Consider the following 19915-nt stretch of genomic DNA (forward strand, 5'->3'; position numbering starts at 1 on the left):
AAATTGGTGTTAATTCTTGCCTTTCGATAAATATTAAGAAAAAAAACGTTAACTAATTGATAATATTTCAATTAAACAGCAGTTATTATATTATAACTTTTATTTTTGCAAAAAACATTTAATTTGGGTAAAATTCTCGCCATCGATTTTGGCAAAAAAAGAACAGGTATTGCAGTTACAGACGAACTGCAAATTATTGCCTCTGGTTTAACTACGGTAAATACAGATGATTTAATTCCATTTCTAAAAAAATATATTTCAGAGAATCAGGTAGAACTTTTTATCGTAGGAAAACCGAAACAGATGAATAATTCCGACAGTGAAAGCGAAGCATTGATACTACCCTTTCTAAAAAAATTAGAAAAACAAATACCTCAAATTCCATTGTTAAGAATTGACGAACGTTTTACCTCTAAAATGGCTTTTCAAACGATGATTGATGGTGGCTTAAATAAAAAGCAACGCAGAAACAAGGCTTTAGTTGATGAAATTAGCGCTACCATAATTTTACAGTCTTATTTATACAATAAGTAATAAAACGCATAATTTTTAGATTGATCACAAAGGTTATGCTATTAATTAAGCAACCGTTACTATTCTACTTTTCATCCGAAGAATGAGAAACTCACTTTTAAATAATAAGTTCTTTTTTAGATGCTTTTATTTTATTCTAAAAAAAGACAAAACTGTTAAAAAAACTAAACTTCAAAAAAAAATAAAATCCAATTTCAAAAAATTCGTAATTCGTAATTGTAAATTGTATTTTTGCCAATCTTAAAAATAAAGAAATGATATTACCAATTATTGCTTACGGAGATCCTGTTTTACGAAAAATGGCCGTAGAAATTGATGCCGATTATCCTAATTTAGAAAAATTGATTTCTAATATGAAAGAAACCATGTACAACGCTTCTGGTGTTGGTTTGGCAGCTCCTCAAATTGGTAAAGCAATTCGTTTATTTATTATTGATGCATCTCCTTTTGCAGAAGATGAAGATTTATCTGAAAAAGACAGAGAAGCTTTAAAAAACTTCAATAAAGTATTTATAAATGCTAAAATATTGAAAGAAGAAGGTGATGAATGGGCTTTTAACGAAGGTTGTTTAAGTATTCCAGATGTTAGAGAAGACGTTTTTCGTCAGCCAGAAATTACTATTGAATATCAAGATGAAGATTTTAAAACCCATACAGAAACCTTAGATGGTTTGGCTGCTAGAGTTTTTCAGCACGAGTACGATCATATAGATGGCGTTTTATTTACAGATAAACTATCTACTCTTAAAAAAAGATTGATAAAAAAGAAATTAGAAAATATTTCTAAAGGGAAAATTAATGCAGATTATAGAATGCGTTTCCCAAATGCTAAAAAAGGTAAATAACAAAAACCATGTTTTTTTCTAGTCCAATCAAAAAATTTTCATTTTTGATTTAAGAACACATTTGTCTGCTCTAGAAATAACATATAATAAAATATACAAAAATGGAATTTAACAAAATTATTGCCGTAACTGGTAAACCTGGATTATTTCAAGTAATCTCACAATCTAAAAATGCAGTAATCGCAGAATCTTTAGTAGAAAAAAAACGTGTGGCAATTAATGCTGCTCAAAACGTTAGCTTGTTAGAAAACATAGCAATTTACACGTATGAAGAAGACGTACCTTTATTAAACATTTTTACTTCTATGTATGAAAAAACAGAAGGTAAAGAAGCGTTATCTCATAAAGAAAGTAGTAAAAATTTAACTGCTTTTTTCTCTGAGGTTTTACCTGGTTATGATGAAGAAAGAGTGTATGCTTCTAACATTAAAAAAGTAATTCAGTGGTTTAATATGTTAGTAAAAGCAGGTATGGAGTTCCCTAAAGTAGAAGAAGTTGCTGCTGAAGAAACGGAAAAGGAGTAAACAGTATTCAGTCTCAGTTTTCAGTTAGCCTGTTTGTAGTATTAGGCATTAGAAACTAAATAATATAACGTCTGTGGTTTCAAAATGAGCTTTTTTAAGAGATTGAGAAATCTCATAAACAGATTAGATATACTAAAAACTGAACATAATATTCAACTTAGAAACTGAAAAAAAGTAAGCAGTATTCAGTCTCAGTTTTCAGTGAGCAAGTTTGTGGTATTTAATACTAAAAATAATATAACAATTGTCATTCCGAACGAAGAATGAGCAGGAATCTCTTTTAGATTTCTCAATAGTTTATCAACTCGTTTCGAAATAACACTTTAATAAAACATCATTTTGAATAGCAGAAAAGAACAATTAGCCGCTTTTAATAGATTGTTAGATATTATGGATGATCTTCGTGAGAAGTGTCCGTGGGATAAAAAACAAACTTTAGAAAGTTTACGTCATCTTACTATTGAAGAAACGTATGAATTGGCAGATGCTATTTTAGAAAACGATTTACCAGAAATAAAAAAAGAATTAGGCGATGTGCTACTGCACATCGTCTTTTATGCTAAAATAGGAAGCGAACAAAAAGCTTTTGACATTGGTGATGTTGCTAATGCTATTTGCGACAAATTAATACACAGACATCCTCATATTTATGGTGACGTTGTTGCCGAAACGGAAGAAGATGTAAAACGTAATTGGGAACAATTAAAACTAAAGGAAGGAAACACATCTGTTTTAGGAGGTGTTCCTAAAAGTTTACCTGCTGTTGTAAAAGCAAGTAGAATTCAAGAAAAAGTAAAAGGAGTTGGTTTCGATTGGGAAAAACCTGAACAAGTTTGGGAAAAAGTACAAGAAGAACTCACTGAATTAAATGAAGAAGTAAAAGCAGGAAATAAAGAAAATACCGAAAAAGAATTTGGTGATGTTTTATTTTCTATGATTAACTACGCTCGTTTTATTGGTGTAAACCCAGAAAATGCTTTAGAAAAAACCAATAAGAAATTTATCAATCGTTTTCAGTTTCTAGAACAAGAAGCTAAAAAAGAAGGAAAAGAACTTGCAGATATGTCCTTAACTGAAATGGATGTCTATTGGGAAAAATCTAAAGAGTTTTTTAGGTAGTAAACTCTAAATCTTTATTTTAAAACAGAAGTTCATAAGACATATTCTTGTCTAACATTAAACTTTTAAAATTTGGCTAAAGCCAATATTCATCTCATTAATTTTAGCACAGGCTGAAGCCTATGCCAATTCAAAACAAAACAAATTTTATGTTTTTCAATTGCCTATGGATTTATCCATAGTTGAATAAAATTTATCACCACAATGGCTTTAGCCAAATTTATTTTTTCTTCGGATAAAATTTCGATTCTAAAAACCCTAAACCATATCCTAAAAACTGGGTTAAAGAAGTAAACATACTTAAAAAAGCGACATACAAATTGGTATTCTGCACTAAAGAATCAAGGAATATTAGCAAAAAATAAAATCCGTAAAAATAGAGTAATTCATTGTAGCCAAAGAAAGCTAAAATGATACTCACATCAATTCCTATAATAAACAAAGAAGGAAACCAATAGGTTGGTTTTGCTGTTTCCGGATATTTTTTATTCAGTATGGGTCTTGCAGTTCCGAAACCAAAAGTCTGTTTAAAAAATTGCTGAATTGTACTTCTTCTTTTATGGTACACAAAAGCTTTTTCTATCAATTGAGTTTCACAACCGCTTTCCCAAAGTCGGAAGGTTAAATCGATATCTTCTCCATTTTTCATTTTAGAAAAACCTTGTGTTTTTTCGAATGCCTTTTTTGATAAACCTAAATTAAAACTTCTTGGTTGAAATTTACCAACCGCTTGTTTTTTACCCCGAATTCCGCCAGTAGTTAACACAGAAGTCATAGAATAATTTATGGCTTTTTGTAAGGATGTAAAGCTTTTATGTGCTGCATCTGGTCCTCCGAAAGCATCAGTAAAATTAGTCTCTAACGTTTTTTTTACTTCGGATAAATACTGTACTGGTACAATTACATCTGAATCTAAAATGATAAAATAATTACCTGAAGCATTTTGCATACCGAAATTACGGCTCGCTCCTGCTCCACTGTTTTCTTTAAAAAAGTATTTTAAATCTAATTCAGTTTTATACTTCTCAATAATTAAATTGCTTTTATCCGTAGAACCATCCTCTATAATTAAAACTTCAAAATCACTAGAAAAATCTTGTTTTGTAAGACTTTCTAACAACTCCTCTATTTCTTTAGGACGATTGTAAACTGGAATTATTAAAGAAAAATGTAGTATCAAATTATAAATATTTTCAACGTTGTAAATGTTAAACTAATTTAAAACGATCTTGTAAATGTAAAAAATTGAACGCTAATAACTCAAAAAAACAACAAAAAATAGACTCCTTTAGCTTAGTAAAATTGAAAATGCCATCAGTATAAAAACAAAACCACTAATTTTATTTAGCCATACATTAAAACTGGGGTTGCTCTGTAGTTTTTGAGAAAAAAGACTTGCAAAAAAAGACAATCCTAAATACCAAATTGTACCAATTAAGGCAAATGTTAAACCTAATAAAATAAAGGGTACTGGGTTTTCTATTTCTAATGGATTGATAAACTGCGGAAAGAAAGCCAAAAAGAATAATGCAACTTTCGGGTTTAACGTATTGGTTAAAAAGCCAGACCAAAAATCACTTTTACCTTTTTTTTGAGTCGTATTTTCATCACCCAAATCCATTACCTTCTTACTGTTTTTAAGCTTTAAAAAACCAACGGATACTAAATACAAAAAACCAACATATTTTATCACATCAAAAGCAAAATCAGATTTAGAAATTAACACAGTCAACCCCAAAGCACCTAAAAAAGTATGTGTTAATACACCTGCATTAATACCCAAAGCAGCATGTATTCCAGATTTTCTGCCCTGACCAATAGATTTGTTTAAAACAAATACGGTATCGATGCCCGGAGTAATCACAAAAAATAACGCACTAAACATAAAAGCTATAAAATTCTCTATTCCCATGATATTTTTATATTAAAATAAACTTGAATACAAAGGAACTATTTTGCAACCTCTAAAAAAATACTTATTTTTGGTTGATTAATGCAAAAAACACATTAAAGATGACGATTCAACAAATAAAATATTTTTTAATTCTTGCTAGCGAACTCCATTTTTGGAAAACAGCAGAAAAGGTCTATATCTCTCAATCTTCTTTAAGTAGACAAATTCAGGCGCTTGAAAGCGAAATGGGTATTCAACTATTTGAAAGAGATAAAAGAAATGTAAAATTAACGGACGCTGGTATTTTTTTAAGAGACCACTGGTCTACAATGATAAAAGAACTGGACCAAGTACACCGACAAGCAAAAAAAATTGACGAAGGTACTATGGGTTTTGTATCTATTAGTTACCCTGGTTCTATTGCTTTTAAATTTCTGCCTAATTTTTTAGAAGTAATCAACTCTAATCTACCTGATTTAAAATTAGAATTGATTGAACCCACAGACGAGAGTCATGAAGCATTATTACTAAACTATAATACAGATATTGCTTTTAGTAGAGATAAAATAAATCATGTAAACATAGATTCCTTAAAACTAAATTCTGAACCAATTTGTGTTGTAGTACCAAAAAATCATTGGTTAACCGAAGCTTCTTTAAACAACATTAACGAGTTAAAAAATGAAAAGTTTATTATTGCGGGCTTACATCAGACCACTTTTTTCGCTTCACTATTAAGAACCTTTTTTGAAAAAAATAATTTTGAACCTAAAACAATCATAGAATCAGATTTTGGTGGCATGATTTTAAACCTAGTTGCTAAAGGACTTGGCATTTCTATTCTGCCTTATTCTTATCAATTTTCTAAATCTAAAAACGTGCGGTTTATTGAGCTAAATGAAAATATAGATTTGTTTATCAATTGGAGAAAAAACGACCCTAACAAAACGATAAATAAAATTGTTGCATTTAGTAAGTTGGTAGAATAACTCTCAAAAAGACACCTTTAAAATCTCTTTAAACATTTTAAAAATAAATGTTATCTTATACCCAAATAAATCAAACGTTTTTGATTGCATAGTAGAAGCATATTTTTAAAAAAAAGATACTGTTAATGCAATTATCAACTTTAAAAAAACGTTCGCTATAAAAACAGAAATTCTGAACGCTTTTTTAAGAAAATTACAAAAAATAAATGACACTAGAAGAATTAAAATATCCGATAGGAAGAACAAATGTTCCTAAAAATATCACCAAAAAAAATATTGAAGATTGGGTTTCTATTTTAGAGCGATTTCCTCAAGAACTAGAATTCTTAATTAAAGAATTATCTGACAACCAATTAGACACTCCTTACAGAGAAGGTGGTTGGACTATTAGGCAAGTGGTGCATCATTGTTATGACAGTCATCATAATTCATACACGCGCTTTAAATGGGCTTTAACCGAAGATAAACCGGTTATTAAAGCATATTATGAAGATCGTTGGGCAGCATTACAAGACTCTAAATCTGCTCCTGTTTTTTTATCAATTGACGCTTTAAAAGCCTTACACTCTAAATGGGTATATTTCTTACGAGAATTAACGGATGCGCAATTAGAAAAAACATTTATTCACCCTTCTAAAAATGAACAAATTAGTTTAAAAGAAAATATTTGCATGTATGCTTGGCATAGTAAACATCATTTTGCACATATAGAAGAGTTAATGATTCGTGAAGGTTGGAAATAAAATAGATTGTAAAAACACTTATCTTTTAAATTATTAATTGAAAATTTATGAAAACCGCCAAAGAATATTTTGACGAATATGCTGTAAGTCACCAAAACGAAACAAACCAAGCGATACACTATATTTGTGTGCCTTTAATTTTTTTTAGTGTAATTGGTTTACTCATGAGTATACCAACCACATTTCTAGAAAACACCTTAAATTTATCTAACCCAATACTAGAAAATTGGGCTGTTATGGTGGGTATTATCATTTCTGTTTTTTATCTACGTTTAGGTTTTTGGTATTTTATAGAAATGTTATTTATAATTTTAATAGCAATTGTGGCTAATTTTTGGTTAGGTAGCCAAGTAAACTTACTTTTTGCTTCTTTAATTATTTTTGTTTTAGCTTGGATTGGACAGTTTTATGGACATAAAGTAGAAGGAGCAAAACCATCCTTCTTAAAAGATTTAGAATTTTTATTGATTGGTCCTTTATGGGTCATTCAAAAATTAGGAAAGAAAAAATAACGAATGAAAGAAGAAATTACCTTTGAAGATTTTTTAAAAGTAGATATTAGAATAGGAACTATTATTGAAGTCAATGATTTTCCAAAAGCTAGAAAACCTGCTTATCAATTAAAAATTGATTTTGGCGCTTTAGGTATTAAAAAATCGAGTGCACAAATAACAGATTTATATACAAAAGAAGATTTACTAAACAAGCAAGTTTCTGTAATTGTAAATTTTAAACCTCGTCAAATTGCTAATTTCATGAGCGAATGTTTAGTAATTGGTGTTTACAATACAGCGGGAAATGTGGTTTTACTACAAGCTTCTAAAGAAATTAAAAACGGAGAACAGGTTAATTAACAACATAGTAACTAAGGTTAAAGGTTTAAGAAATTTTAAAAAAATTACATAAAATCATCTTAAATATAGGATTTATTTCAAAAAGGTACAAATTGTTTTTTGTCTCTTGTCTCTTGTCTCTTGTCTCTAAAAATTATAAAATTCACCAAAATAACACTGTCTAAATTAATTTTTCGGATTATTTAAAATTACTAAAGCACCTATTACTCCAGGAATCCAACCACAAAGTGTTAGTAAAAAGATAATAAAAAAAGACCCACAACCTTTATCTATCACAGAAAGTGGTGGAAAGAAAATAGCAAATAATACTCTTATAAAACTCATTTTTATATTTGGTTGGTTATATAAATAAGACGACCCAAAAATAAGTTTGTTACAGTAAAAGGCTAAAAAAATATTAAAGTTTCAATTGGATGTTTCTATTTAGAACCTCAACAAAATCATCCTTAAATTACATATTAGACTTTATTTTAAGTGAATGATAAAAAACACAAAAATTATGTCAATAAAAGTGACTATCTTTATAAAAACGTGTCTTAAACTATAGCATATAAAAACAAAGAATATGCGAACTAGTATTCTTAACTTTGCAAAAACTAATTTATATTACTTATGAAAAAATTTTTATGTATTGTTTTATTTATCTCAGTAGCTATTGCATGTAAATCTACCTCTGCAGTTAGTACCAAATTAGACAATAAAACCGAACGTATTTTAAAAGGAGATTTTACACTTACTGCTGTTAACTTTCCTGGATCAGACTTTTTAAATGTAACTTCTTTTTACATAGCCGACTCTAAATGTTTTGTTGGCAGTGACTGGAGTTTTGTTTCTAATAACAACAAAGGAGAAATGGCACTTACTAGCCTAAGTACTTCTTGTAAAGAATTTAGTTCTCCAATAACTTGGTACCTTAATAAAGAAGGTAAATTTGTTTTAAAAATTATTAACGACTACAAAGCAAAAGAAGTTAATAATGGTTTTGTTTTAGACATTATAAATGTAACAGAAACAAGTTTCCAACTGGTAGACCAAATTAATGTTGCAGGACAAACAAAAGATATTACCTATTCATTTCAAAGAAAATAATTAAAAAAGAAACACAATGAAAAAATCAATAATTTATAGTTTATCAGTATTATTTATAACTGCAAGCATGCTTACCTCTTGTGAAGCTGTTAAAAACGCAAATAACACACAAAAAGGTGCTGGTATTGGTACTGCAGCAGGTGCTATTTTAGGTGCCGTAATTGGAAACAATGTTGGAAATGGTAAAAATTCTGAATTAGGTGCTGTTTTAGGTGGTGTAATTGGTGGTGTTACTGGTGGTGTAATTGGTAATAAAATGGACAAACAAGCTCGTGAAATTGAAGAAGCGATACCAGGAGCAGAAGTAGAAAGAGTTGGTGAAGGTATTATGTTAACTTTAGGTGAAAATGCCGTTAGATTTGACACTAATAAAGCAACTTTATCTGCAAGTGCACAGGCAAACTTAGAAAAATTAGTTCCTATTTTTAATAGCTACGAAAACACTAATATCGTTATTTACGGATATACTGATAGTACTGGTAAAGTTGAGTACAACCAAACTTTATCTGCTAAAAGAGCAAGTTCTGTAAAAGATTATTTAACAACTAAAGGTCTTGAAAATGCAAGATTTGAAACCAAAGGTTTAGGCATAAATGATCCTATTGCAACAAACGAAACTGCAGAAGGAAGAAGTAAAAACAGACGTGTAGAATTTGCAATTGTTGCCAATGAACAAATGATTAAAGAAGCACAAAAAGAAGCAAAAAACTAAACATAATATTACTTTTATAAAAAGGCTACTCAAATGAGTAGCCTTTTTTGTTTCATCAAACTATATTTTCCCTAATTTTGCAACCCATAAACAATTAAGAATGCCACGTAGAGAACGAAATAAATTTGTAAAGAAGAATCAAGTTTTAGAATTAAAAATTGAAGATTACGCTTTTGGCGGAAAAGGAATTGCAAGAATAAAATCTGAAGAAGGTAGTTTTGTTATTTTTGTTCCGAATACCTTACCAGGTCAATTGGTAAAAGCACAAATAAGTAAGTCTAGTAAAAACTATGCAGAAGCTAAGTTAATAGATGTTTTAGAACCTTCTGAAGATGAAGTGGAAGTTCCTTTTCAAGACATTCCTGGTGCGCCTTATATTCAATTACCTATCGATTTACAACATCAATATAAAAAAGAAAGTACTTTAACCTTATTTAAAAAAATAGGAAAAGTAGAAAATATAGAGGATCTTTTTGATGAATTTGTAACATCGCCAAACGTATTTCACTACAGAAATAAAATGGAATATGGTTTTTCTGCTATTGGATATGATAGAGTAACAAAAAGAGATAAAGATGAGTTTACACTAGGTTTTAAAAGACGTGGTGTTTGGTGGATGGGAGATAATTTAGAAAAAGATTCTGGTTTGTTTGATAAACAGATGGAAGACAATCTAAAAAATATTCGTCAATATTGTATAGACACTGGTTTAGAACCTTGGCACGGACCAAAAAAGACTGGTTTTTTTAGATATTTTGTAGTGAGAAAATCTTTTAAAACAGATGAATTATTATGTAATTTAGTAACGACTTCTCCCGAATTAGAGAATTTCGATTTACAGAAATTTGCTTCTTTTCTAAAAGATATTTTTGGAGATCGTTTAGCTGGTTTACTACATACTATTAATGATGAAACTGGTGACAGAACCATTGCAACAGCCGGTAGTTTAGATTTAGTGTATGGTAAAGATAAAATTGTAGAAGAGTTATTAGGTTTGAATTTTGAAATCAGCATGAAAAGCTTTTTTCAAACGAATCCTAAATGTGCAGAAAAATTATACTCTAAAGTTGTTGAATATGTTTTAGAAGACAAAACCAAGGTAGACAATACTGTGGTAATGGATTTGTTCTGCGGAACAGGAACCATAGGGCAAATTGTAGCTTCTAAAAGTGAAAATGCAAAAATTGTTGGTGTAGATATTGTAGCTTCTGCAATTGAAGATGCAGAAAAAAATGCCAAAAGAAATAATATTGATGGATTAAAATTTTATGCAGCAGATGTTGGTAAATTCTTAGTTGCAAATCCAGAATATAAAGATAAAATAAAAACCATTATTTTAGATCCTGCAAGAGCAGGAATTGCACCTAAAACACTGCAGAAAATCATCAATTTAAATGCAGACAGAATGGTGTATGTTTCTTGTAATCCGGCAACACAAGCTAGAGATACAGAGTTGTTGGCAGAAGCTGGTTACTTAATGAAAAAAATTAGTTTGGTAGATCAATTTCCGCATACAAGCCATATTGAAACGGTTGTTTTGTTTGAAAAAGGGTAAATGATATTTGTTTATAAAAAGTTTATTTATCAAATTTTATAGAGAACTATTAATAAGGAAACTAATTTATTAGAATTAAGATAATTTTATTAAAATGGACAATAAATATTTATAAGAATCATTATATATTGGTAACTCATAATAAAAGTTAAAAAGAATGAAAAAACTAACAGACTTCGAAATTAATAGAAAATTAGAAAAATTACAAGATTGGGATTATTATGACGATGCTTTGCATACAGATTTTGAGTTCGATAACTTTAAAGATTGTATGTCTGCAATGAATAGAATTGCATTTGAATGTGAGGCTTTAAACCATCATCCAGAATGGACAAACAACTATAATACTTTAGATATTAAGTTAACCACTCACGATGCAGAAGGTGTTACTAAATTAGATTTTAAATTGGCTAAAGCCATCAATAAAATTGTAGAAGTTGAAGAATAATAGATATCAAATAATAGTAATTTTAATAATTGGTTTGCTTATAAATACTTCTTGTACAAAAGATGATTTCTGCTTAAAAAACCCTGTTACTCCAAACTTGGTATTACGTTTTTATGATGATACCAATAAAGAAACATTAAAAACAGCTAAATTATTATCTGTTTGGGCAGAAGGTAAAGATACCATTGCAGATTATACCAGTAGAACTACAGATAGTATTGCTATTCCTTTAAATTCTTTAGCATTAGAAACAATTTATAATTTAAAAATAAATAATGAAGACGGAGCAGAAGTAGATAATCTTTATACAACCTTTACAATAACCTATACACCAGAAGAAGAATACGTTTCTAGATCTTGTGGTTATAAAGTAATCTTTAATGATGTTTCTTTTTCATCAGACAATACTAATTGGATAAAAGATTTTACACCATCAACATTAACAACTATAGACAGTCAAAATACAGCGCATGTACAAATATTTCATTAGCATCTGTTTCCTTTTTGTTTTTGTTAATGGGCAAGCTCAAGAACAAAAAAAAGATACCCTAATAAATGCTGAAAAAGATTCTCTAGTATATAAATCTAAATATGGATTAAGACTTGGTGTAGACATTAGCAAACCCATTTTGGCACAATTTAATAGTTCTTATACCGGATTAGAAATTGTAGGAGATTATAGAATTAAGAAAAACTTATACCTTGCTGCAGAAGTTGGTTTTGAAGAAGAAACAACTACGGAAGACTACACAAATTCTACATCAAAAGGAAGTTATATAAGACTAGGTGTTAACTATAATGTCTACCAAAATTGGTTAGACATGAACAATGAAATCTTTATAGGAGCTCGTTATGGTTTTAGTCTTTTTGACCAAACTTTAAACACTTACACACCCAACGTTAATTCAGTATATTTCCCTGCAAACCAAATAACCTCATCCGTTTCGGCTACAGATTTAAATGTACATTGGACCGAATTTATAATAGGTTTAAAAGTAGAAACGTTTAAAAACTTCTTTGTTTCTTTTAGCGGTTCTTATAAAATATCAATAAGTGTAAAAGAGCCAGATAATTTTGAAACTCTTTACGCCCCTGGCTTTAATAGAGTATTTGATAGTGGTACAGGTTTCGGATTTAACTACACACTTACCTACTTAATTCCTTTTAAGAAAAAGTAATTTTATTACAACTTAGTATTTTTCAGTAACTTTATCAACCTTATTTTTAAACAAAACATCATGAATAAAATTCCTAGTGTAAATTTAGCAGACTTTTTATCTTCGGATAAAAGCAAAAAACAACAATTTATAGATGAAATTGGTCATGCTTACGAAAACATAGGTTTTGTAGCTTTAAAAGGTCACTTTTTAGATGAAAAATTAGTAGAAAGCTTATATACAGAAATTAAAAACTTTTTTGATTTACCATTAGAAACCAAAGAAAAATATGAAATTCCAGGTATTGGAGGCCAACGTGGTTATGTTTCTTTCGGGAAAGAATCTGCGAAAGGAAAAAAAGAAGGCGATTTAAAAGAATTTTGGCATTTTGGTCAGTATGTAGATGCTGCTTCTAAATACGCTAAAGAATACCCAGAAAACGTTACTGTTAATGAATTGGCAAACTTTAATGCCGTTGGTAAAGAAACGTATCAAATGTTAGAAAAAACAGCTAAATATGTGTTACGTTCTTTAGCCTTGCATTTAGGTTTAGAAGAAACCTATTTTGATAATTATATTAAAGACGGAAATAGTATTCTACGCCCAATTCATTACCCACCAATACAAACAGAACCAAAAGGAGCAGAAAGAGCTGCAGCTCATGGAGACATTAATTTAATTACCTTATTAATGGGTGCCCAAGGTAAAGGGTTACAAGTGCAAAACCACAAAGGAGATTGGATTGATGCTATGGCAGAACCTGATGAATTAATGATTAATGTTGGAGACATGTTATCGCGCCACAGTAACAACAAATTAAAATCTACCATTCACAGAGTAGTAAATCCACCAAAAGAAATGTGGGGAACATCACGCTATTCAATTCCGTTTTTTATGCACCCAGTTTCTGATATGAAATTAGATGTTTTAGAAAACTGTATCGATGAAAACAACCCAAAACAATTTGAAGATATCACTGCAGGTGAATTTTTAGACGAAAGATTAAGAGAATTAGGATTAAAAAAATAGTTTGCAGTGGCAGTTTGCAGTTATCAATTGACTGAAAACTGCTACTGAGAACTGTAAACTAATAAAAAATGGATTTTAAAGATCAATTAAAAAATTTATTTCCAGAGCATAAGGAAACTGCAGAACCTGTAAAAGAAAAATCGGATATTTGGTTACAAGACGATCCTATTATTTGCAAATACGAAAAACGTAAAGGAAAGCCAATTACTATTTTAGAAGGCTATACAGGTGCAACTTCAGATTTTAAACTACTTGCAAAAGAAATTAAAACAAAACTATCTGTTGGCGGTAGCTTTAAAGATGATAAAATTATTATTCAAGGTGATTTTAGAGATCAAATAATGACCATGCTAAAAGATAAAGGCTTTAAAGTGAAGCGTGTTGGTGGATAAATTTTAGTACTCTTACAATAAATAATTACTGTAAACGTTATTAATAAATTATGAGCTCGTCTATACTACATATTACAAATGGAGATAGTACTACAAACTATCTAAAAAAACTTCATTTCTCTGGAGATTTTATCACTTGGAGAGAAATGTTATGTGAAGGAAAAACGTCTATAGATGTTGGCAGTGAAACTTTCTGGAAAAACAGGTTCCACTTTTTAAAAACTTCTTATAATATTAGCAAAAGCAAATTTATAGACTTTACTTTAAAAGAATATAGAAACCTTTGTAGTAAAAAAGAATCTAAAGAAATAGTCTTATGGTTTGATCACGATTTGTTCTGCCAAATTAATATGATTGCTGTTATTAGTTGGTTAAAAACTTATAGAAGTGGCTATCATATTTCTTTAGTAACCAGTGCCAAAATAAAAGGAAGTACAAAACTAAAAAGTTTATCTGAGCTTACTGAAAATCAAATTCAGCAACATTATAAAAACAGAATAGATTTATCTGAAGATGATATTGAATATGCAGATTATATATGGCAACTATACTGCTCAGAGAGTCCGCTTAGGTTAGAAACTGTCTATAAATTTAACCCAATGTCTCCTTTTATTTATCTAGTAGAAGCATTAGAAGCACATTTACACAGATTTCCTTCCATTAAAAATGGATTAAATAATGTTGAGAATATTATTTTAGAAACTGCAAATACACAACAATTTTCTTCTAAAAACCAATTAGTACAGCAATTGCTAAAAACACAAACTGTTTATGGCTTTGGAGATTTACAGTACGAACATCATATAGCACAACTTCAAAAATTATTTACATCTTTCAATCCCGTAAAATTATCTCGAAAAGGGAAAAAAGTTTTAAAAAACCAGCTAAATTTTTATGGCGAACTTCGTAATGAAAATTCGTATCTTGGGGGAGCAAAAAAATATAGTTTTCTATATAATAATCAATCAGAAAAACTATTACAAATTACATCTTAAATGTCTATAAAACAATCAGAACTTATCTTAAATCCAGATGGAAGTATTTATCATCTAAATTTAAGACCAGAACATATTGCCAAAAATATAATTTTTGTTGGCGATCAAGATAGAGTTGATAAAATCTCAAAACATTTTGATTCTATAGAGTTTACTACTCAAAAACGCGAATTTAAAACTACAACAGGTACTTACAAGAACAAACAATTTACGGTTATTTCTACTGGTATTGGTCCAGACAATATAGATATTGTATTAAATGAATTGGATGCACTTGTAAATATTGATCTTAAAACTAGAAAACCTAAAGAGAATTTAACGTCTTTAAACATTGTAAGAATAGGAACTTCGGGTTCTTTGCATAACGATATTCCGGTAGATTCTTTTGTTATTGGTTCTCACGGATTAGATTTAAACGGGTTGCTTCACTCCTATCAAATAGATGCTATTTCTAATCCAGAAATTGAAGATGCTTTTGTAAAGCATACCAATTGGAGTACTAAAAAATCATATCCTATTGTAATTGAAAATAGCAAAGAATTAGAAGATAGGTTAAAATCTGATAAAACACACCAAGGTATCACAGCTACCGCAGGAGGTTTTTACGGACCACAAGGTAGAATTTTACGTTTGGCTTTACAAGACAATGAGTTAAACCATAAAATTGATAGTTTTAGTTTTAACCAACATAGAATTACCAATTTAGAAATGGAAACCTCTGCTATTTATGGTTTATCTAAACTATTGGGTCACAAAGCTTGTTCTATAAACGCAATTATTGCTAATAGAGCTAATGGTTCTTTTAGCGAAAACCCAGGGAAAGTTGTTGCCGATTTAATAGAATACACACTAGAAAAATTAATTGAGTAAATGACAAATCTTACAATTGCAGGAGTTCCAGAGCATTTTAATTATCCTTGGTATTTAACCTTAAAAAACAAAGAATACAAAAAACACAACATCAATCTACGTTGGCAAGATTTCCCTGGCGGAACTGGTGCCATGTGTAAGGCCTTACGTGCTGGTAATGTAGATATTGCTATTGTTTTAACCGAAGGAATTATTAAAGATATTGCAGACGGAAACCCTTCTAAGATTGTACAGACATTTGTAAAATCTCCATTAATTTGGGGAATTCATGTAGGCGCAAAATCATCTTTTAAAAACATTGAAGATTTAGAACACGCAACCATTGCCATTAGTCGTTTTGGTTCTGGTTCTCATTTAATGGCTATTGTAAATGCTTACAACCAGGGTTGGGATATAGCCAATTTAAAATTTAAAGTAATTGCTAATTTACAAGGCGGAATTGATGCTTTAACCAATGGAGAAGCAGACTATTTTATGTGGGAACATTTTACCACAAAACCTTTGGTAGATGATGGTACTTTTAGATTAATTGATGACTGCCCTACACCTTGGCCCTGTTTTGTAATTGCAGTTAGAGATGAAGTTTTAAAAAATAATTTTGAAGAAGTTAAAAAAGTTTTAGACATTATTAATGGCAAAACAAAAGACTTTAAACAAATTGATGCTATTGATAAAATTCTGGCAGAAAGATACGAGCAGCAATTAGAAGACATCCAGCAATGGCTAAAAATCACCGAATGGAATGACGGAAAACCAATTACTAAAAACATAATTACACGTATACAAAATAAAATGGTACAGTTTAACGTTATTGAAGAGAAGAAAAATTCGAGCAATTTCATAAAAAATATGTACATTTAACACGAAAATCCATTATCTATGAAAAAAGTAGTATTTATTGCAGTTTGTATTTTAGGAATCCTTTGTTTTTCTTCTTGTAGAAGTACCTCTAAACCATGTGGTTTAGCAGACAATACAACAACTATTCAAACAACTTTAAAGCAAGTAGATTTAACCTAAAATCTATTTGTTTCTTAATTTCAAATTCAATGAATCCGCGTTTACTGCGGATTTTTTTTTGCTCTAAACCGCTATACCTCTTAATAATAAGCTAACTATTCGTAAACTTTTTCATAAAGTTTATCTTACCTTTTTTTCATTTTTATTTTACGTTTACAATACATTCTCTTTTTATGTTTGAAAGAACTTAGAAATAAGATAATTGTTTACATATATTTAGAAAATCATTTTCTTCATAAACGTGTGTACACAAGAAACAATTCTTTTTCTTTATATGAAACAAAATGAAAAAACAAAAAAAACGAAAGTTAGATTATGTTGTAATTTCAGACGTACACTTAGGTACTTATGGTTGTAGAGCTAAAGAATTATTAAATTACTTAAAAACAATTCAGCCAAAAGTATTAATACTAAATGGAGACATTATAGACATCTGGCAATTTAACAAACGTTACTTTCCTAAGTCTCACATGAGTGTAATTAAACACATTACTTCTCTCCTATCTAATGGAACAACCATCTATTACATAACAGGAAACCATGATGAAATGCTGCGAAAATTTAAAGGTTTTCAATTAGGAAACTTTAAAATTTTAAACAAACTAGTTTTAAATATTGATGATAAAAAAGCATGGATTTTTCATGGAGATGTTTTTGATATCACCATGAAGCACTCTAAATGGTTAGCAAAATTAGGCGGAAAAGGCTACGATTTTCTAATTCTAATAAACACGTTTATAAATTGGATTAGTAAACTCTTTGGTTACGGAAAATTATCACTTTCTAAAAAGATAAAAAACAGTGTAAAAAGCGCCGTTAAATTTATTGATAATTTTGAAAAAACGGCTTCAGACATTGCTATTGAAAATGAGTATAACTATGTAATATGCGGACATATTCATCAACCAGAAATTAGAAAAATTGAAAACCAAAAAGGAAAAACTACCTATCTAAACTCTGGAGATTGGATCGAAAATTTAACGGCTTTAGAATACAAAAATCAGCAATGGAGTTTGTATGAATACGCAAATGATAAAATAGCTCAAAACACCGAAAATAAACTTAGCAAAAAGGAACTAAAAAATGTAAATAAAGAAGAAAAGAACAATTTTCTTTTTGAAGAATTACTCAAAGAATTTGATATTCAAAAACCCTTAAAATAATTAATGATGAAAATATTATATGCAATTCAGGGTACTGGAAATGGCCATATTACAAGAGCTAAAGAAATTATACCTATTCTTCAAGAAAAAGGAGATTTAGATATTTTAGTTAGTGGAAATGAAAATAATTTAGATATTGGTTTCAATATAAAATACAAACTATCTGGTTTAAATTTCACCTTCGGTAAAAAAGGAGGTGTTGACTTTTGGGAAAGCTACAAAAAAATGAATTTAGTTCGTTTTTATAATGAAATTAAAAACTTCCCCATAAATGACTACGATTTAATTGTAAACGATTTTGAGCCTGTTACTGCTTGGGCTGCAAAATTAAATAACATTAAAATTGTATCTTTAAGTCACCAAAATGCAGTTTTAGATATTGCTTCTCCAAAATATAGAAAATATAAAATAGAAAAGCTTATTTTAAAATACTACGCTCCCGCTAACCTTCGGTTTGGCTTTCACTTTAAAACGTACAGTTCTGCTACATTTACACCTATTATAAGAAAAAGTATTCGTGCTAAAAAAATAAGCAACAAAGGGCATATAACGGTTTATTTACCCTCTTATAATGTGGCTAAAATTGTAGCCGTCTTATCTAAAATACCTATTATAAAATGGCATATTTTTTCTAAAGAAAATAAACGTTTAATCTTTAAAAAGAACATTACCATTTACCCAATTAACGAATTCGATTTTATAAAAAGCATGGCTTCTTCTGCAGGAGTTCTTTGTGGCGCAGGTTTTGAAACACCTTCTGAAGCTTTATTTTTAAAGAAAAAGTTAATGGTAATTCCTATGAAAAATCAATATGAACAACAATGTAATGCTTTATCTTTAAAGGAAATAGGCGTTTCTGTATTAAAAAAACTAAGTAGAAAACAAGTTCCTGAAATAGCTAAATGGATTCAGAGTGATGTTCTTATCCCTGTAGATTATCCCGACAAAACAAAAGACATTTTAGACGCTATTTTATTACCTTATGAAAATCAGACCGCTTTCCCTACCATTCTATCGTAGGTTTATTTAATTTCTTTAAAACCTCATTAGTTTTAGAGAAATGTTTGCTACCAAACCAACCTCTCCAAGCACCTAATGGAGATGGATGTGGAGCCGTAAATACAATGTGTTTTTCTAAATTTATTAAATTCGTTTTACTTTCTGCAAATTTACCCCAAAGTAAAAAAATTACATTTTCTTTTTCTTCAGAAATACTTTTTATTACAGCATCGGTAAAGTCTTCCCATCCTTTTTTCTGATGACTTCCGGCCTCATGTGCTCTCACAGTTAAAGTTGCATTCAATAATAAAACACCTTGTTTTGCCCATTTTTCTAAATTCCCACTTTGTGGAATTTCTTGATCTAAATCTGTTGCAATTTCTTTAAAAATATTTTTTAATGAAGGTGGTTGCTTCATTCCGTCTTTTACAGAAAAACACAATCCGTTTGCCTGATCTATGTCATGATAAGGATCTTGACCAATAATCACCACTTTTAAATCATTTAAAGAGCAAAAATTAAATGCAGCAAAAATATCTTCTTGCTTCGGAAAACATTGGTGATTTTCATATTCTGATGTTACAAAATTTGTTAATTCTTCAAAATAAGGTTTTTCGAATTCTGGTTGTAAAATAGGTGTCCAAGATTTTGTAAGATTTAGGTGCATTGTTTTAGTATTCAATTCCATTATTAATAATGTGATAAAAATACAAAAACCAATGTAAGCGCTAAATGATATATAAACTTTATATCCAAAAAAAGAGGACTTTCCCCCTATTAAAAAGCTTCCTAATTATAGCTTTTTACATATAAATCGATGAAAGCTACCATTCCTTTAATGAAACAAGCACTTACTCAAACGAGCTAAAAATTAGCCTTAAACAGTATTACTTTTATAGGAAATTTACTATTAATAAGGGATGTTTAAATTGAATACTCTTTAAAATAGTGACCCAAATTTGTATAACTTTAAAAACTTCTATC

General features: G+C 29.5%; 26 protein-coding genes. 22 read left to right on the forward strand and 4 right to left on the reverse strand.

What is annotated here, in order from left to right; genetic code table 11:
• Positions 1-123: 123 nt before the first annotated feature.
• The 4 genes from ruvX (at position 124) to mazG (ending at position 3022) form a co-directional block, all read left to right on the forward strand.
• On the forward strand, positions 124-534 hold the full coding sequence (gene ruvX / locus KV700_RS05535) for a Holliday junction resolvase RuvX (RefSeq protein ID WP_166381768.1): 411 nt from the start codon (positions 124-126) through the stop codon (positions 532-534).
• 254 nt (positions 535-788) lie between these two features.
• Complete coding sequence (def, locus tag KV700_RS05540) at positions 789-1379, forward strand: peptide deformylase (RefSeq protein WP_218599453.1); 591 nt, start codon at positions 789-791, stop codon at positions 1377-1379.
• 101 nt (positions 1380-1480) lie between these two features.
• A complete protein-coding gene (locus KV700_RS05545) occupies positions 1481-1903 on the forward strand; it encodes a DUF5606 domain-containing protein (RefSeq protein ID WP_165730163.1) in 423 nt (140 codons plus the stop codon).
• Between the two features lie 339 nt (positions 1904-2242).
• Entirely contained in the window at positions 2243-3022 is a 780-nt protein-coding gene (gene mazG, locus KV700_RS05550; protein WP_166381764.1) for a nucleoside triphosphate pyrophosphohydrolase, read from the forward strand.
• Positions 3023-3242: 220 nt separating this feature from the next.
• Here the strand turns inward: mazG and KV700_RS05555 are convergent, their stop codons facing one another.
• Together KV700_RS05555 and KV700_RS05560 are read right to left on the reverse strand one after the other, a co-directional pair.
• Positions 3243-4202 carry a glycosyltransferase family 2 protein gene (locus tag KV700_RS05555; RefSeq protein WP_218599454.1) on the reverse strand — a complete coding sequence of 320 codons (960 nt, stop codon included), beginning with the start codon at positions 4200-4202 and terminating at the stop codon, positions 3243-3245.
• 108 nt (positions 4203-4310) lie between these two features.
• On the reverse strand, positions 4311-4934 hold the full coding sequence (locus tag KV700_RS05560) for a LysE family translocator (RefSeq protein ID WP_166381760.1): 624 nt from the start codon (positions 4932-4934) through the stop codon (positions 4311-4313).
• A 101-nt stretch (positions 4935-5035) separates the two neighbouring features.
• On the opposite strand from KV700_RS05560, the gene KV700_RS05565 reads away from it, so the two are divergent.
• The 4 genes from KV700_RS05565 to KV700_RS05580 all read left to right on the forward strand — a co-directional run bounded on the left by KV700_RS05565 (position 5036) and on the right by KV700_RS05580 (position 7502).
• Positions 5036-5905, forward strand: coding sequence for a LysR substrate-binding domain-containing protein (locus KV700_RS05565; RefSeq protein WP_218599455.1), 870 nt, complete (start codon positions 5036-5038; stop codon positions 5903-5905).
• Between the two features lie 206 nt (positions 5906-6111).
• On the forward strand, positions 6112-6648 hold the full coding sequence (locus KV700_RS05570) for a YfiT family bacillithiol transferase (RefSeq protein WP_218599456.1): 537 nt from the start codon (positions 6112-6114) through the stop codon (positions 6646-6648).
• A 47-nt stretch (positions 6649-6695) separates the two neighbouring features.
• A complete protein-coding gene (locus tag KV700_RS05575; protein ID WP_218599457.1) occupies positions 6696-7160 on the forward strand; it encodes a DUF962 domain-containing protein in 465 nt (154 codons plus the stop codon).
• Between the two features lie 3 nt (positions 7161-7163).
• The gene (locus KV700_RS05580) at positions 7164-7502 is read left to right on the forward strand and encodes a tRNA-binding protein (protein ID WP_166381753.1); all 339 of its coding nucleotides are present in this window, start codon (positions 7164-7166) and stop codon (positions 7500-7502) included.
• A gap of 165 nt (positions 7503-7667) precedes the next feature.
• On the opposite strand, the gene KV700_RS05585 is transcribed toward KV700_RS05580, so the two are convergent.
• On the reverse strand, positions 7668-7826 hold the full coding sequence (locus tag KV700_RS05585; protein ID WP_105048061.1) for a YqaE/Pmp3 family membrane protein: 159 nt from the start codon (positions 7824-7826) through the stop codon (positions 7668-7670).
• A gap of 288 nt (positions 7827-8114) precedes the next feature.
• Between KV700_RS05585 and KV700_RS05590 the strand changes: the two genes are divergently transcribed.
• The 14 genes from KV700_RS05590 to KV700_RS05655 all read left to right on the forward strand — a co-directional run bounded on the left by KV700_RS05590 (position 8115) and on the right by KV700_RS05655 (position 18952).
• Positions 8115-8591, forward strand: a complete 477-nt coding sequence (locus KV700_RS05590; RefSeq protein WP_166381751.1) for a lipocalin family protein — start codon at positions 8115-8117, stop codon at positions 8589-8591.
• Positions 8592-8607: 16 nt separating this feature from the next.
• Positions 8608-9303, forward strand: coding sequence for an OmpA family protein (locus tag KV700_RS05595; RefSeq protein ID WP_166381749.1), 696 nt, complete (start codon positions 8608-8610; stop codon positions 9301-9303).
• 100 nt (positions 9304-9403) lie between these two features.
• Positions 9404-10858 carry a 23S rRNA (uracil(1939)-C(5))-methyltransferase RlmD gene (rlmD, locus tag KV700_RS05600; RefSeq protein ID WP_218599458.1) on the forward strand — a complete coding sequence of 485 codons (1455 nt, stop codon included), beginning with the start codon at positions 9404-9406 and terminating at the stop codon, positions 10856-10858.
• 157 nt (positions 10859-11015) lie between these two features.
• Complete coding sequence (locus tag KV700_RS05605; protein ID WP_166381745.1) at positions 11016-11306, forward strand: 4a-hydroxytetrahydrobiopterin dehydratase; 291 nt, start codon at positions 11016-11018, stop codon at positions 11304-11306.
• Positions 11296-11796, forward strand: coding sequence for a DUF6452 family protein (locus KV700_RS05610; RefSeq protein WP_254712979.1), 501 nt, complete (start codon positions 11296-11298; stop codon positions 11794-11796). Before KV700_RS05605 ends, KV700_RS05610 begins: the two co-directional genes overlap by 11 nt.
• Positions 11777-12484, forward strand: coding sequence for a DUF6048 family protein (locus KV700_RS05615; RefSeq protein ID WP_218599459.1), 708 nt, complete (start codon positions 11777-11779; stop codon positions 12482-12484). Before KV700_RS05610 ends, KV700_RS05615 begins: the two co-directional genes overlap by 20 nt.
• 60 nt (positions 12485-12544) lie before the next feature.
• Entirely contained in the window at positions 12545-13492 is a 948-nt protein-coding gene (locus KV700_RS05620; RefSeq protein ID WP_218599460.1) for an isopenicillin N synthase family oxygenase, read from the forward strand.
• A gap of 68 nt (positions 13493-13560) precedes the next feature.
• On the forward strand, positions 13561-13884 hold the full coding sequence (locus tag KV700_RS05625) for a translation initiation factor (protein ID WP_218599461.1): 324 nt from the start codon (positions 13561-13563) through the stop codon (positions 13882-13884).
• A gap of 50 nt (positions 13885-13934) precedes the next feature.
• The gene (locus tag KV700_RS05630) at positions 13935-14879 is read left to right on the forward strand and encodes a DUF1835 domain-containing protein (RefSeq protein ID WP_218599462.1); all 945 of its coding nucleotides are present in this window, start codon (positions 13935-13937) and stop codon (positions 14877-14879) included.
• Entirely contained in the window at positions 14880-15749 is an 870-nt protein-coding gene (locus KV700_RS05635) for a nucleoside phosphorylase (RefSeq protein WP_218599463.1), read from the forward strand.
• Positions 15750-16610: a substrate-binding domain-containing protein gene (locus tag KV700_RS05640; RefSeq protein ID WP_218599464.1), complete on the forward strand. Its 861-nt coding sequence runs from the start codon at positions 15750-15752 to the stop codon at positions 16608-16610.
• 18 nt (positions 16611-16628) lie between these two features.
• The gene (locus KV700_RS05645; RefSeq protein ID WP_166381733.1) at positions 16629-16769 is read left to right on the forward strand and encodes a hypothetical protein; all 141 of its coding nucleotides are present in this window, start codon (positions 16629-16631) and stop codon (positions 16767-16769) included.
• Positions 16770-17053: 284 nt separating this feature from the next.
• A complete protein-coding gene (locus KV700_RS05650; protein WP_218599465.1) occupies positions 17054-17932 on the forward strand; it encodes a UDP-2,3-diacylglucosamine diphosphatase in 879 nt (292 codons plus the stop codon).
• Between the two features lie 3 nt (positions 17933-17935).
• Positions 17936-18952 carry a glycosyltransferase family protein gene (locus tag KV700_RS05655; RefSeq protein WP_368384767.1) on the forward strand — a complete coding sequence of 339 codons (1017 nt, stop codon included), beginning with the start codon at positions 17936-17938 and terminating at the stop codon, positions 18950-18952.
• On the opposite strand, the gene KV700_RS05660 is transcribed toward KV700_RS05655, so the two are convergent.
• Positions 18936-19598, reverse strand: a complete 663-nt coding sequence (locus KV700_RS05660) for a uracil-DNA glycosylase (RefSeq protein ID WP_218599466.1) — start codon at positions 19596-19598, stop codon at positions 18936-18938. The two genes, KV700_RS05655 and KV700_RS05660, sit on opposite strands and share 17 nt — an antisense overlap.
• Positions 19599-19915: the final 317 nt, after the last annotated feature.

This window comes from Polaribacter sp. NJDZ03, from assembly GCF_019263805.1.
Lineage (GTDB): Bacteria > Bacteroidota > Bacteroidia > Flavobacteriales > Flavobacteriaceae > Polaribacter.